This is a genomic window from Ruegeria sp. AL1 (genome assembly GCF_056540905.1).
The window spans coordinates 105,204-119,280 of the sequence record NZ_JBQFXP010000003.1; the positions used below are offsets into that span (position 1 = coordinate 105,204).

The 14,077-nt window shown below is 54.4% G+C and carries 16 protein-coding genes; 7 read left to right on the top strand and 9 right to left on the bottom strand.

Annotated elements, in window-relative coordinates:
* Nucleotides 1-69 precede the first annotated feature (69 nt).
* Nucleotides 70-951 (top strand): cation diffusion facilitator family transporter, encoded by an 882-nt coding sequence (locus ACRZ9X_RS05945; protein ID WP_480516791.1) that lies wholly within the window; start codon nt 70-72, stop codon nt 949-951.
* 159 nt (nt 952-1,110) lie between these two features.
* Nucleotides 1,111-1,953, top strand: a complete 843-nt coding sequence (locus ACRZ9X_RS05950; protein WP_480516793.1) for a hypothetical protein — start codon at nt 1,111-1,113, stop codon at nt 1,951-1,953.
* Between the two features lie 82 nt (nt 1,954-2,035).
* Here the strand turns inward: ACRZ9X_RS05950 and ACRZ9X_RS05955 are convergent, their stop codons facing one another.
* The 3 genes from ACRZ9X_RS05955 to ACRZ9X_RS05965 form a co-directional block, all read right to left on the bottom strand.
* Complete coding sequence (locus tag ACRZ9X_RS05955; protein WP_480516795.1) at nt 2,036-2,677, bottom strand: response regulator; 642 nt, start codon at nt 2,675-2,677, stop codon at nt 2,036-2,038.
* The gene (locus tag ACRZ9X_RS05960; RefSeq protein ID WP_480516797.1) at nt 2,674-3,999 is read right to left on the bottom strand and encodes a sensor histidine kinase; all 1,326 of its coding nucleotides are present in this window, start codon (nt 3,997-3,999) and stop codon (nt 2,674-2,676) included. The genes ACRZ9X_RS05955 and ACRZ9X_RS05960 overlap by 4 nt, the downstream gene beginning before the upstream one ends.
* Before the next feature lie 181 nt (nt 4,000-4,180).
* Nucleotides 4,181-4,579, bottom strand: a complete 399-nt coding sequence (locus ACRZ9X_RS05965; protein ID WP_480516799.1) for a MerR family transcriptional regulator — start codon at nt 4,577-4,579, stop codon at nt 4,181-4,183.
* Nucleotides 4,580-4,678: 99 nt separating this feature from the next.
* Here ACRZ9X_RS05965 and ACRZ9X_RS05970 point away from each other — a divergent pair, with 99 nt between their 5' ends.
* Nucleotides 4,679-5,002 (top strand): hypothetical protein, encoded by a 324-nt coding sequence (locus tag ACRZ9X_RS05970; RefSeq protein ID WP_480516801.1) that lies wholly within the window; start codon nt 4,679-4,681, stop codon nt 5,000-5,002.
* Nucleotides 5,003-5,006: 4 nt separating this feature from the next.
* Nucleotides 5,007-5,225, top strand: a complete 219-nt coding sequence (locus ACRZ9X_RS05975) for a GDCCVxC domain-containing (seleno)protein (protein ID WP_480516803.1) — start codon at nt 5,007-5,009, stop codon at nt 5,223-5,225.
* 332 nt (nt 5,226-5,557) lie between these two features.
* On the opposite strand, the gene ACRZ9X_RS05980 is transcribed toward ACRZ9X_RS05975, so the two are convergent.
* Nucleotides 5,558-6,136 carry a luciferase domain-containing protein gene (locus ACRZ9X_RS05980; protein ID WP_480516805.1) on the bottom strand — a complete coding sequence of 193 codons (579 nt, stop codon included), beginning with the start codon at nt 6,134-6,136 and terminating at the stop codon, nt 5,558-5,560.
* Between the two features lie 26 nt (nt 6,137-6,162).
* Nucleotides 6,163-6,753: a YceI family protein gene (locus tag ACRZ9X_RS05985; RefSeq protein ID WP_480516807.1), complete on the bottom strand. Its 591-nt coding sequence runs from the start codon at nt 6,751-6,753 to the stop codon at nt 6,163-6,165.
* Between the two features lie 124 nt (nt 6,754-6,877).
* On the opposite strand from ACRZ9X_RS05985, the gene ACRZ9X_RS05990 reads away from it, so the two are divergent.
* On the top strand, nt 6,878-7,459 hold the full coding sequence (locus ACRZ9X_RS05990) for a TetR/AcrR family transcriptional regulator (protein WP_480516809.1): 582 nt from the start codon (nt 6,878-6,880) through the stop codon (nt 7,457-7,459).
* Between the two features lie 295 nt (nt 7,460-7,754).
* Entirely contained in the window at nt 7,755-9,137 is a 1,383-nt protein-coding gene (locus ACRZ9X_RS05995; protein WP_480516811.1) for an IS1182 family transposase, read from the top strand.
* Nucleotides 9,138-9,374: 237 nt separating this feature from the next.
* On the opposite strand, the gene ACRZ9X_RS06000 is transcribed toward ACRZ9X_RS05995, so the two are convergent.
* The 3 genes from ACRZ9X_RS06000 to ACRZ9X_RS06010 are packed head-to-tail and all read right to left on the bottom strand — an operon-like array spanning nt 9,375 to nt 12,064.
* Entirely contained in the window at nt 9,375-10,547 is a 1,173-nt protein-coding gene (locus ACRZ9X_RS06000; protein ID WP_480516813.1) for a serine hydrolase domain-containing protein, read from the bottom strand.
* Entirely contained in the window at nt 10,544-11,386 is an 843-nt protein-coding gene (locus tag ACRZ9X_RS06005; protein WP_480516815.1) for a CPBP family intramembrane glutamic endopeptidase, read from the bottom strand. The genes ACRZ9X_RS06000 and ACRZ9X_RS06005 overlap by 4 nt, the downstream gene beginning before the upstream one ends.
* 45 nt (nt 11,387-11,431) lie before the next feature.
* Nucleotides 11,432-12,064 carry a TetR/AcrR family transcriptional regulator gene (locus tag ACRZ9X_RS06010; RefSeq protein ID WP_480516817.1) on the bottom strand — a complete coding sequence of 211 codons (633 nt, stop codon included), beginning with the start codon at nt 12,062-12,064 and terminating at the stop codon, nt 11,432-11,434.
* A 181-nt stretch (nt 12,065-12,245) separates the two neighbouring features.
* On the opposite strand from ACRZ9X_RS06010, the gene ACRZ9X_RS06015 reads away from it, so the two are divergent.
* On the top strand, nt 12,246-12,881 hold the full coding sequence (locus ACRZ9X_RS06015) for a tyrosine-type recombinase/integrase (protein WP_480516819.1): 636 nt from the start codon (nt 12,246-12,248) through the stop codon (nt 12,879-12,881).
* Nucleotides 12,882-13,162: 281 nt separating this feature from the next.
* Here the strand turns inward: ACRZ9X_RS06015 and ACRZ9X_RS06020 are convergent, their stop codons facing one another.
* Nucleotides 13,163-14,065, bottom strand: a complete 903-nt coding sequence (locus tag ACRZ9X_RS06020) for a LysR family transcriptional regulator (RefSeq protein WP_480516821.1) — start codon at nt 14,063-14,065, stop codon at nt 13,163-13,165.
* Nucleotides 14,066-14,077: the final 12 nt, after the last annotated feature.

A 14,077-nucleotide genomic window follows, 5' to 3' on the forward strand; every position in this document is an offset into this window, starting at 1 on the left:
ACGTGTTAAGCACGATAGCTCATCTGTTCCTAGGATCTCTTGTAACGATTGACTGAGGCTCGTGACCGAATGACACAAAAATTTGCTCTTTGGTCCATTCCGATTTCCATTGCGGTACTGGCTCTGAAACTGCTGGCCTGGTGGCTGACGGGCTCGGTGGCGTTGTTGTCAGACGCAATGGAATCAACCGTGAACGTCGTTGCGGCGCTGCTGGCGTATTTCGCAGTTCGCGTTGCAAACAAGCCTCCTGACGAAAACCACCCCTTTGGTCACAAAAAAGCTGAGTACCTTTCCGCTGTCGTCGAGGGCGTACTGATTGTGCTGGCGGTGTTCTTGATCATCAGAGAAGCCGTACTGGCGCTCCCGAACCCGCATCTTGAGGATGCGCCGCTTCTTGGAATCGTCGTCAATGTCATTGCAACGGGTGTGAATGGCGCATGGGCTTACCTATTGCTCAAAACTGGCAGGCGCGAGGGTTCGCCTGCATTGGAGGCAAGCTCCCGGCACATTTTCACAGATGTCATGACCTCAGTTGGTGTCATCGCAGGTCTGATACTTGCACTTGTCACCGGCTGGCTGATCCTCGATCCGATCCTGGCAATTCTTGTTGCACTGAACATCTTGTGGGAGGGATGGAAAGTTATTCGGGCTTCCGTCGATGGTCTGATGGATGTGACACTGTCGGAGCATGACTTGCAGACTGTTTCCAACGCAATCGAAGCAAATCTCAGCGCAGCCTTAGAGTACCACGACCTCAAAGGGCGTAGATCCGCGAATGTTATCTTCGTGGAGTTTCACCTTGTTGTGGACGGCGCAATGCCAGTCAGTGCAGCGCATGATATATGCAATGACATCGAGGAAGAATTGGAGCGTTTGTATCCGGGTTCTGTCTTTGTCATTCACCTCGAACCTGATGACGAGTTGAAGGGTGACGGGGTTAGCGACCACTAAACTGGTCACATGGCTCAGCAAAAACTCTATAGGTTTGTCTGATCTGACTAAGACGTTCGGCTTGAAATTCGTCAGACCTAAGCCCGATGTGGGAAAGCCGAACCAGAAGTAACCTGTCTCCAACGTCACGAAGCGTGATGCTTAAAATTGGAGGCGAAAATGAAAATTCAAAGAAAGCTGGGTCAACTTCTTAGTACAGCGGCGTTGGCTTCGTTGATTGCGGCGACGCCTTATGTGCCAGTGTTTGATGCCGATGGTCGCCTACATTTTGAACCATCATATGCCTTTGCCAAGAGCGGCAAGGGGAAAGACGGGGATGGTCGCGACGATGATCGGGATGATGATCGTGACGACGACAGAGATGATGACCGCGACGACAACTCGGGGTCGGGCAATAGCGGCCGTGGTGGTGACCGGGACGATGATCGTGATGACGATAGAGACGATGATCGCGACGACGACCGAGATGATGATCGTGACGACAATTCGGGATCAGGAAAAAGTGGTCGCGACGACGATGATGGTGATGACTCCAAACGCTCCAACAAAGGCAGCGGAAAGAAGGATCGGTCTCAAGCAGGGGGCAAGCCGTCGGGTTCGGCTGGGATAACAAAGGTCGAAACAAACGCTAACGGCATTGAAGTGCGTTACGCCGACGGAACCAAGGAGGAGATCGAAAACGGGCGGTATGAGAGAAAGAATGCTCAGAACCGAACTATTGAGGAGCGTCCCGCGACCGGTGCTGACGTCTCAAGGCTTCGGTCTTTGGCAAATGGCATCTCAATCGACAACGTGCGCTCTTCAGGGCAAGGCGGCACTGCTGGAAGTCGGCCCACGAAAATCGAACGCCAGGGCAACAACATCGAAGTGAACTATGCCAATGGTTGGAAAGAGGAGATCGAGTTTGGGCGCTACGAGTTGAAAGACCCGTACAACCGGACTGTTGTCGAGAGAAACGCAACGGCCTTTGATCGCCGTAGGTTACAGTCGGTTACCAACTGAACAGCAACACCAGTCGATAATCCGTTGGCGGCTTCTGATTTGAGAGGGGCCGCCATCGTCGTTAAAGAGACTGCTGTTAATCTCACTTGTTCCAAACATCATGTGCAATAAGCGCGGCCTCTACCCGATTGCGCGCATGAAGCTTGGACAGGATTGCCGTCATGTAGTGCTTTACGGTTTTTTCCTGAAGGTCTAACTCGTCAGCGATTTCACGATTACTTAGTCCTTTGGCCACACGTCTCAGTATTTCTTCCTCACGATGCGTAAGATCATCGAGAATGCTGCTGTTAATAGACATGCCGCTGTCAGCATTGATTTGCAGCAATACTCGCGAGGCCAAGCCCGGAGAAACGAACCCTTCACCTGCGGCGATGCTGCGTAAGGAAGCGGTTAGTTCGCTCGCGGTTACTCCCTTCACAATGTACCCAATCGCGCCCGCCTCCAAGGCGTCCGCGACATCGCTGCTGTTCTCTGAGACCGTCAAGATTGCAATGACGGGCGGATTTGCCATCGCTGCAATTGTACGTGTCGCGCTTATCCCGCCACCGGGCATAGAGAGGTCAAGAATAGCTATGTCCGGCTGATGCTTGCCGACCAGCGATACTGCCTCTTCAGCGTTGGACCCAGCGGCCAAAACTTCGAAACCATCAGCTTCATCCAACGTGCGTTGCAAACCATCCCTGAATATTGGGTGATCATCAGCTATTACGACAGATGTAGTCATGATGTGCCTAACTTTCTGGGAAAGAGTGTCATAGCAATGGTGGTGCCTTCGCCCGGTCTCGATACGACTTCGAACCTGCCACCAATACTCTCGACCCGATCCCGCAAGCCCATAAGCCCCTGGCCACCATCGTCTCGCAGCGCGGTTTCTTCTGACTTGTCAAAACCAGGTCCGTCGTCTTTGACCTGGACAACTATGCGGTCGTTCTGCGCCTCAGCGATAACAGTGCAATTGGAAGCTGGAGCATATCTCGCGGCATTGGAAAGCGTCTCCTGGAGGAACCGAAAAACGCACAGCTTGTCGGACAATGACAACTCTGGGGCCTGGCTACCCAGGGATGAAACATCCGGTCGCAACGGGCTGTGTTCGGCATGATCCTCTACCGCTCTCTTCACAACATCGACGAGTGACAGGCTGTCGATGTCCGGAGCGGACAGCCCTCGCGATATTGCACGAATTTCAGCCAGAGATTTTTGCAAAGACTGCTGAATTTCCTCGGCCTCTTTAGGCTTTTTGGACTCTTCGGAAAACGCCGCTTCCAGTCTAAGGGCGGCGAGCGACAGGTATTGCGCAGGACCGTCATGCAGTTCGGCACCGAGTTTCTTGAGGAACCGATCTGTTTGCGTGGCATATCTTTCTGACGCCTCGACCACACGCGACCGCAGCAGCGCATTCTGCTCAGCCATCCTCTCACTTTCTGTCAGGCGCTGATTAAGAAGAGCCCCCTGTCGTCGAATAGTTTTGTCGCCAATTGCAACAATGGAATACAGAACAATCGTACTTGCCAGAAATGCGGAGCCGACGACCAACCAACTTGTTCGCCTGGCCTTGGCTAAGTCTAACTCAAGCTGATCAGCTCTTTCGTAGAACTCCGCAACTGCAATGATTTCGCCTGACCAGAGTTCGCGGATGGGGCTGTAAACTTCAAGCAGTGGTATCCCCAATGCCGCCTCGGCGGCGCTCTCGGCATGATCAAGCTCTTCGAAAGAGCCGGAGATATCACCGCTCCACGCCCGCCTTAAGTCATCCGTTGGATTGAAACGGTTTCCGATGATGTCTGTATCAGAGGCATGTGCAATCACACTGCCTTGCTTCCAGAATTTGTAGGAGACAATGCGGTCGCGCATTGGCTGGGTCATGAAAATCTCGTCCAGCGCCAGGCTCGCCTGCTCTGAGAGGCGGTCGCCATGTGCCAATTCCTGGCTGAGCGGGGATACTACGCTTTCCATATACAGCGCTGCGGAGTTGGCGGAGTTTTGGACGACTGCGTTCTGGATTCGATTTGACACCCAGACCCCGACAATTGCGGTAGCAGTGCTCATCACAACGATGCTGGCCGCAAGAAACACTCGCGACAACGACCAATTGCCAATCGTCAGGTCAGATACTTTCGCTCTCATCGTGAAATCGACTATGAACTACAATCTGTTACCGCACCACAGACCTTGGTCTGACGCGATCTGGCTAAATCTCAGACCCTTTGGTTCCGCCCAGCGGCCAGAGTCAGATATCATCCATCGTTCTCAGTCTTTGCAGCATCGGGCATTGAACGTTTCCGCTATCACAATTGGCCGTAAGCTCACTCAAGGCGTGCTCCAGGCGTCTGAGCACATCAATCTTGCTTCGAACGCTGGCAATGTGTGCCTCGGCCAATTCTTTCACTGACCGGCAGTCTTCGGCACTTCCTTCTGACAGCGCCAAAAGCGCCTTTGCGTCAGATAGAGGAAACCCCAGGTCGCGGCATTTCTTCAAAAACCGAAGTCTACCCACATCGTTTGCGGAATAGAGGCGACGATTGTTCAGAGCTCGTGCGGGTCTTGGTACGATACCTTCGCGTTCGTAATAGCGGATGGTTTCTACTCCGACCCCGGATTGCCGGGAAGCCTCACCTATCGCAATCATGTGAAGTGTCCCCTCTTGATCCTGTAGTTACTACAGGAGTTATACGTTCTGAATGCCGGTGCCTCAACACAATCAAATCGCCTACCCAAGGAGCGAGAGATGAAGAAGTATGTGACATTCAGCTACCTGGGATCGGTTTCCGCTTTGGGGGTAGCAACATGCTGTGTTCTTCCAATGGCCATGATGTTGTTAGGCTTGGGTGGCAGTTGGTTGGCGGTATTCGGAAGAATAGCGGCGGCAAGCTACTATGTTCTCGCCATGTCAACAGCGCTGGTCGCGGTTTCATGGATCGTAGCGCATCGAAACGGGACGATGGCAAATCTGAAATGGTGGCTTGTTGGAAGCTCAGCGATCACCGCGCTGGCATGGATCATCGTGTTCAATGAGGCTCAAATCAACGATTATCTAATCATGCAGATGTGAGACAATGACAAAACAAACTGTGGTGCTGGATAGCACTTTGACTTGTCCTGAGTGCGGACACATTGAAACCGAAAGAATGCCAACCGACACGTGCCAGTGGTTTTATGAATGCAAATCATGCAAGGCAGTCTTGAAGCCACTAGAAGGCGATTGCTGTGTTTTTTGTTCCTACGCAACTGTCCCATGTCCGCCAATTCAAGAGGGCAGTTCGTGCTGCGATTAGAGGCAATCCCGGCTTCCAAAGTTCAGTGCTCGTGGCGGCACAGCTCATGATCGGCGAGTGAAGCAAGCACGTAGCGGTGCTCTGACACCCCATCTCCACTACAACCTTTTGAAATCCGGTTCAGTTCTTTCTCAAGTGCGCGGAGCCTTCTGACTTTTGCTTGGATTCAACTGCGCGGGACGGGAGCTACCATTGATGCGAATGGCTTGTATGTATCGAGCGCTTCGCCACGGCGATAATGTAAGAAAGAATTTGACCGCTAAAAGCAAGGCGGCTGAAACAGCACTCTTATAGGAAGCAGGCGTCACCGCACACTTTCAGGCAAAACAGGCTTAACCCAAGGTGTTGCCGGTGATGAAGGTGTACGAACTTTCCACCAGATCGATGACGGCCTCCAGTTCTTCTGGTGTCGTCGGAGTATAGATCATGACAAAGCCGCTCCACCCAGGACGTTGATTGGCCCACGGGTGCGCTACCGCCCAACCCGCCTCAATTGCCCTTCGCGCCATTGCTGGGTCGAGCGAGGCGTGCAGGCTGCCATCTGGGTGCATATGCGCAAATTCAAACCCACCGACGATAGAGTTCGGTTGAGCCAACAACATGTCGGGATCAAGCTGAAAGCCAATCGCGCCGGGTAGTGATATTCGTGTCGGACCAAGTGTGACCCCTGGGAGTTGCGCGACACGCTCCAGCAATAGCTGGGCCAAACCGGCATCAATTTCGACACCAATCTGGGTATGTGGTACGCCGCTTGTCGTCTCGGGACGGGGCGAAGTGCGCTCTGGCAAGGAGCGTTCTTGTGTGGATGCCGACTGGCACGTCAATGCCACCGCCGTTACAGCAACCGCCAATATTCTCAGGTGCACATTCATCGTGTTGACCATCCGCCAATCAAAAAGATTGTGTGCCAACCGCCGTACCAGTGCCCTTGCACACATTATTCAGCCTTTAACGCTTCTATATTGATCAAGAGCTCTATCTCGTCGCTCACTGCTGGCGCAAACGCCCCAAGTCCGAATTCAGACCGCACGATGGTCGCCGTGGCTGCCAGCCCCAAGGTCGGGGTGCCCTCCTTTGCACCAAACGGATATGGCGCTGACTTGTTGAGCGTCGTTTCCAGTACAACAGGTTTGGTGATGCCATTCATGGTCAGGTCGCCAGAAATATTCGCGGAATTGTCCCCGGTGACTTCGATGCTGGTTGAGGCGAATGTGACCACGTCACCGTCACTCGCGCTGAAAAAGTCATCAGACATGAAGTGTTGCAAACGGGCATCCCAGCCCGTGATCATGGATTTCACAGGCATAGACACTGTGACAGATGACCCAGACGGATCATCTTCGTCGAACTCAATCTCACCGCTAAAGCCCGAGAACATTCCATATGTTTCTGAGAACCCGATGTGGTTGTAGCTGAACAATACCTGACTGTGTCCAGGATCCAGCTCGTAAGTGCCGCTCTCGGACAATGCGGTTGTCGCGCCCATCGATAAGAGTACCGCCAGCGGGGTTGCTGCCACTTTGAACATTGATACGCTCCCATTTTGACAAGACGTGTTCGCGGATTTGAGTATTGAGCTTTAGTTTTTAGCTAGCCATACTTATAGAACATGATGCTCTACTGCGCAACAAGATGTTCTATAGGAGGGGCGATTGAAAGAAGATCCCAGGCTGATCGCCACACGGCAGGCCGCGCTTGATGCTGCGCAAAAGATACTGATGGATGAAGGCGTGCTGCACGTAACTCATGGCGCAGTTTCAAAGGCAACAGGCATTTCGCGCAGTACACTTTACAGGCACTGGCCAGACGCGCGTAGTCTGCGTGATGCAGCATTCCGGCGCATAGCAACACCGCCGAACATACCACCCAAAACCGATGGCCCGCTGCGATCTGACCTGCGCTGGTTACTCGGAGTACTGATGGGAGCCTTGAATGACACACCATGGGGCCAAATCGCGCCTCAGGTGGTCGCTGCTGCGTCCACCGATGCAGAAGCGCGGTTGGTGATCACTGAATTCATGAAAGACAGGTTCGCAAGTGTTGAAGCAGTATTTTCAGCCGCAATAGACCGCGGTGAGATCGCCGCCGACGTTCCGGTTGACCAATTCATAGAACTGGCAGTCGCTGCACCTTATTTCCGCAAGCTCATTCGTCACGAGGCACTGGACGAGGATTGGCTGGATCGACATGTTGATCTGCTTTGCAGTATCGCGAAAACCAATTCGGGACAGTGACCATCGCCTGACTTTGCAATCAAAGCGACCTGCAACAGGCGCGAGATTTCGGCAGAACAGCAAGTAATGATCAATAGCGTGTCCAGCCAGTTCCTAATAGCGGCTGCTCCAAATGGTCTCGGCAAACTTTTGCTATGATCGTCCGCCGAAGTATGAAAAGTCAGCTTTCTGTGCACTGCCGACGTTGATGCACGGTGCAGCAATTTGCACTTTGGGCTGATTCCGTTGAAAAACTCTTCCTTGATCGGGTTGCCAACGCCTGATTCAATTCTCTTAACGAGTGGGAGGTTTTGCGATGATGGGACCGAGGAAAGAGGCGCAAATAGCCTTGTTCTATGAGTTCTCGCTTGAGGATCACGTTCCTCAAGATCACCTTCTGCGGTCGATTGATCGTTTCGTTGATCTCAGCACCATCCGCGCACATCTGGCGGATTTCTATAGCCACACGGGTCGGCCGTCGGTCGATCCTGAACTGCTGATCCGGATGCTGTTGGTTGGGTATTGCTTCGGCATTCGATCAGAACGGCGGCTCTGTGAAGAGGTGCACCTCAACTTGGCATACCGCTGGTTTTGCCGTCTCGACCTGACGGACCGCATTCCAGACCATTCGACCTTTTCAAAGAACCGCCATGGTCGCTTCCGGGAGAGCGACTTGTTGCGCCATGTGTTTGAGACGACTGTCGCGCGTTGCATGTCGGAAGGGTTGGTTGGAGGACAGGGCTTTGCGGTTGATGCCAGTCTGATTGTCGCGGATGTCCAGAAGCAGAACTCCAGCAATCCGGAAGATTGGGAGGCTCGGAAGATTTCCCCAGCTGATGCTCCGCGTGCTGTGCGCGAGTATCTCGATGTGCTCGACGATGAAGCGTTTGGGGCCGCCAGCGAGGTGAAGCCGAAGTTCACAGCCCATGTCGATCCTGCAAGCCAATGGACGGCGGCCCGGAAAGGCCCTGCGTTCTTTGCCTATTCCGACAACTATCTGATCGACACAGATCACGGGATCATCGTTGATGTCGAAGCCAGCCGGTCTGTCAAAACGGCGGAAGTGGGCGCATCACGCCACATGATAGACCGGACCAGCGAACGATTTGGGCTGAAGCCAGACTGGGTTGCTGCCGATACCGCCTACGGCTCCGCAGACAACCTCGCTTGGCTTACGCTGGATCGGCAAATCCTGCCGTTCATCCCTGTCTTTGACAAATCGAAACGGCAGGATGGAACGTTGTCACGGTCTGACTTCATCTGGGACCCTGATAATGACAGGTATCTTTGCCCCAAAGGCAAAGAGCTGAAGCGCACCCGGCAATACCACAAGGACCCACGAAACAAGCGACCGCGAACAGGGCGTCGCAAATACCGCGCCAGCAAGATGGTTTGCAGTATCTGCCCTGCGAAGGAGAAGTGCTGTCCGAAGGTCGAAGCACGTTCCGTCACCCGCGAGCGGTTCGAGGAGGTCCGGGAGTTTGCCCGCCAATGCACGGCCTCGGAGTTCAATCCAAAGGCTCAGGCCCGACGCAAGAAAGTCGAGATGCTCTTCGCCCACCTCAAACGCATTCTCGGTTTGGGGCGGCTCCGCTTGCGAGGGCCATGCGGTGTTCAAGACGAGTTCACCCTCGCAGCCACCGCCCAAAACCTTCGGAAACTGGCCAAGCTCAAGCCACTGGTCCCCGCCACCGGATAAAACGGCGAGCGAACATTCAACGCCCTAAAGAAATCAGCGTGATGGCCCGCCAAACAGGGCAATCTAGCGCGACTTTTTCAACGGAATCGGCTCATTCCGGACGTCGGTGCAGTTGCAGCACAGTCCCCTGCCCGCCGTTAGCTGATCGCGTAGGCCGGCCCTGACCGGAGCTTTGGCCAGCAAGTCTTTGCCGGATTGCGGCTTCCCTAAAACGGACATTGCCAACCTAACAGCCTCTTAATGCGGTAGTGCTCCAATGAGCAAGCGTGCAAGCGCCTCTTCTAAGGCTGGGACCAGGTCAGTGCTATCGTCTACTACACCAACGTCGGTATTGATTTGGAACGCAATTGTGAGGTCGTGGTCCGCATAATGTCGGAGGCTTGAGACGTAGCCGGGAATCCAGCCGCCGTGACCGTAAACCGGACCGCGCAGGGTGTCCTCATAGATCGCAACGCCAGCGCCGTAAATCGCGCCCGGGGCATCCGGATGGACTGCCACCCCGTCCAGCAGAGCGCTCAAATACTCCGTGTCCATCGCAGCTCCTGAGAACAGCGCATTACCCCATAATGCGAGGCCCTCTGAGGTGGACACAAACCCGCCCCCTGTCCATTCGACGACCGGATTCCACGTCAAACGACCGTCTTCATCCATCGTACGCGGCGCTAGACCGAATGGGTTGTCGTCGACCGTGTATCCCACGGCAAGGCCTTCAAGGGCTGTAGTGTCCGATGGAACCGTAGCCGTGAGGCCCAAGGGCACCAGCAGACGCTCAGCGGCAAGCTCGAAAATACTTGAGTCCGTGGCAGCCTCCATGACCAAGCCCAACAGAATGTAGCCGGTGTCGGAGTAGCTCCACGCTGTCCCGGCTTCAAAAAGCGCTGGCTCGTCCAACACAAAGGAGATCAAATCGGTCGGATCGAACGTGTCCACGCGACCCAGTGCGATCAACTCGGTCGCGACTCCGTCCATGTGAACGTGGTCCGGAACACCGGATGTGTGGGTGAGCAAATGACCGATTGTCATGTCATCTGCGTTCGGGACGCGGGCGAACCAAGGCTCGTCTCCGAGATAGTCTGACACCAGGTCGGATCGATTGATCAGCCCATCCGCCTGAAGTGAAAGAACGAGAGCGCCCCAGATGGTTTTCCCGATACTGGCGGCCAGCATTCGGCTTTCCGTCGTCATCGGGATACTTGCTTCGACATCCGATCGGCCCACGGCAAAGCTTCGAACGACCCCATCCGAAGCGACATAGGCGACGGTTGCACCCGGAAATTCGTAGGCCTCATGAATAGTTTCCAACAGTGCCTGCACTTCTGCGTCCGGGTCAGACGGATCCGCTATCGTGGCTTGGGTGGCCAACAACAGGCATATTGGCAGGGCCGCAAATGCACGAAGAAGCGAGATCATCGACTTGCCCCTTCGTCGCCTGGAATGACTTCGGTCGCCGCAAACGTTTGCGACAGCATCATCTCTCTGTTCCACCAAACAACAGCACCTGCCACGACGAGCAGGATCCACGTGTCGTAAGGCTGCGCATCCGGCCAGATTGGAAGGATCAACTGCCAGTGGAACAGCATCGGCCACAGCAGGCTTCCACGGCTTGAGTTGAAAATTGGTGTCACAAGGACCGCAAGCGTGATGTTGCCAATCAGGAAAGGGAAGAAGTTCCAGCCCGCAAAGACTGTGCCCGACAGGAAGAACGCCGGAAGATGCCAGACGCCCCAGGTCGTCCCAATGATCATGCCCGCCCAAAGAGGCGCCATGTGACGTTGTAGAATGGGCTGCGCCACCCCACGCCAGCCGAGCTCTTCAATCGGACCCAAGAACAGCATCATGAAGGTAATACCGATCATTGCGCCGACACCTTCGGAAGGAATGGGAGCGATGAGCGGGCCCGATTTGAGAGACGACCCGATCATGAAGACCACGGGTATGCCGATCAGGATGAAGGCCACCCAAAGCGAAGACAATCGCCAGAGGAAGAGCCGGGAGAGAAAGGCTTTGAGGCCAGCGATACCGCCAAAGTAGAGCACAATCGCAAACGCCGAGATCGCCGGTGCCCAAGTCGCGAGAAAGAAGAACGGGTGCGAGCCGCTAATCTCCCCAAAGGTCAATGACGACCAGTCGGGCGCCACAATGTACATTCCGACGAGGCCCCAAGTGATGGCAAATGTCAGGAGGAAGAAACTGATCAGGGAATAGAAAGGAACCGAGAAGAACCGAGTTGGTGCAGCAAAATCTGCCATGGGAATATCCTCCAGTAATTGAGATGTGTTTCCCTGCTCATGCCTCTACTCCACGACCCGAATGGGGTTCATGAAGTCAAAGCTTCCCGGCGTAGCGCCGAGTGCTTTTTCTATGATTGATTGCATCACCAGACGACGTGTCCGTAGTTCGGCTTCACTGAATCCGAACATGTCCCCGTCCGTCAGGAACTGAGCGCCGGTGAAGAGAAATTGGATGGTCTCCAAGGGTCTTTCGACCTCGAAGACACCCTCGCCGATCCCTTGCTCTACGATCTGTGCAAGGATTGGCGAAAGTTGGAGAACGGTATGAATATTGGTGAGTTCGTGCAGTTCCCGGTTCTCGGGCAAATGCAGCATTTCAGCGACTTCAAGGCTGTCGTCGTCGCCGATGTGACTGTTGCCGAGGAGCGCCTCCATCTTCCGCATCGCAGATAACGATGGGTCATCAGCAACGCCTTTCGCCATTTCAGTGATCTGGCTGAGCGTCTTATCGACGATGGCTTCGAGGATGTCGGGCTTCGACTTGAAGTAGTAATAGAAGGTCCCCTTCGCGACCCCGATCTCGCGGATGATCATCTCCACCGAGCACTTCGCATAGCCATGCTGGCGAAACAGCCGATCCGCTGTTTCGACGATCTCCGCGCGTCTTTCTTCTGGTGCTTTGACGATCCGTGCCAAGGCGGGTCTCCATTTCGCAGACTTCATACTGACTGACCGTCGGTCAGTCAAGCTAATGGACGTTTCGTAGGACACTCCGCTGCAGAGTCGGAACCTGAGAGATTAGCTAGAATCTGTGATATCGTTGACCAGCAACTCTGGGTTGCCGCTGGGAAGGGAATGGTGGATCGGAGGACCAACCATGGAAACCACACCAAATCTACCAGCCATTCGTGCGCTCCGCCCTGCATGGAATAAGGGCCGCATCGTTGGCCAGAAACGGCCGCTGAAGCCAAAGCATGTCTGGGCAATCCGTGTACGACTTGAATTGGCCGAAAACCATCGCGACCTCGCACTGTTCAACATGGCGATCGACAGCAAGCTGCGCGGCTGTGACCTTGTGAAGATGAAAGTCGTCGATGTGATGGCGTCTGGTCATATCAAGGAACGTGCTTCGGTCCTGCAAAGCAAGACGCAGAAACCTGTTCGCTTTGAGATTTCAGAAGGTACACGAGCCTCCGTCAAAAAGTGGATGGAAGATGAACTTATGGTTGGCTCGGAGTACCTTTGGCCAGGCCGCTTCCACGAGCGACTTCACATCTCAACGCGCCAATATGCACGGATTGTCCGCGACTGGGTGACCTCGATTGGCCTGGAAGCGAGCGCATACGGCACGCACTCAATGCGGCGGACAAAGGTAACACAAATCTACAAAAAGACTGGGAATCTTCGCGCCGTTCAGCTCCTACTTGGCCACACCAAGATGGACAGCACAGTCCGGTATCTCGGAGTCGAGCTTGAGGACGCTTTGGCAATTGCTGAAGCAATTGAGATCTAAAGCGTCTGGGCCGCTTTCATGGGCGGCCCTTAGCGGACCTATAGCGCTTTGTTCGAATGCTGCGTTTACGGCCCACTTTCCTGCCATTCGCTGCAAGCGCAATGTCAGAGACTGGCTACACTGACGCAAACCGGACTTCGCTGTTATTGGTCATTTTCATTCAAAAGCTACTCTCGGTACCCAAGCGGAAACTCGACAAATCTACCGGGCATAAAAGAACGACTTTCATATGGGTAAGGAACTGCTTGAGTTACAGGTCTCACTCTGCCTCCCGTCACCAATCACGCCCCATAATTGGCAAGTTCATTCCAAACCAATTCAACCGCGGCAGACGTGTTCTGCGACTTGCGCGCTGCGCAAATGTTCCATGTAAGGTTCTGTTTCATCGATACGGGTTTTGCGGTCTTTGCACGGATCAGCGCTGCGAATGTGTCCGGCATCCCTCCAACGATAAATTCAGGCTCTGCCAGCAGTCCAGTCAGGAGGTTGTAGTCGTCGCATTCGATATGCGGCTGTGCGCTGACCTTTTCGGCAGCCTCAGCACCGCCGCCAAGCGCTTTTGTCAAAGCGGCTTTCCAATGCTTGTGGAGATGGGGTGACGCAAAGGGAAAATCGAAAATACCCGCCATGGTTTGTGGCCCACGTTGGTGAATCTCATGATCTTGATGAGCGACGAATTGGATGGGTTGCTTCTCCATCACCATGATCTCGACATCTTCTGCTTCAGGTGTGTAGGTCAGATCACCGAGGAACACGTCAAACTCCCCTGCCTGCAACAGATCGAGTGGACGCGCATGGGCGCTCACCAGAATTCTGAAGCGCAGGTTAGGCATCGTTCGCCGCACCGCACGCAAGACAGGCAGGATCAGTGTCCGAGTGGTGAGCGGCCCGCAACCGATAAGCAAAGTTCCCGGCCCGGTTTCACGCAATCCAGCAACACGGGTCGCATAGCGGTCCAGGTCTTCACGGAGCGCCTGGGCGATTGGCAAGAACTCCTGCCCCGCGCGTGTCAATGTGCTGCTGTTTCGGCTGCGATGAAACAGAACAAGCCTCGTGTGGTCCTCAGCCTGCCCGACATAGCGGGACAAAGACGCATTGGACACGCCCATTGCACGGGCGGCAGTCTGGAAGCTGCCGATTTCGGCCAATGCAAGAAATGCGGTCAGAGCGTTTTCGTTCATCATGTGGGCGATCTC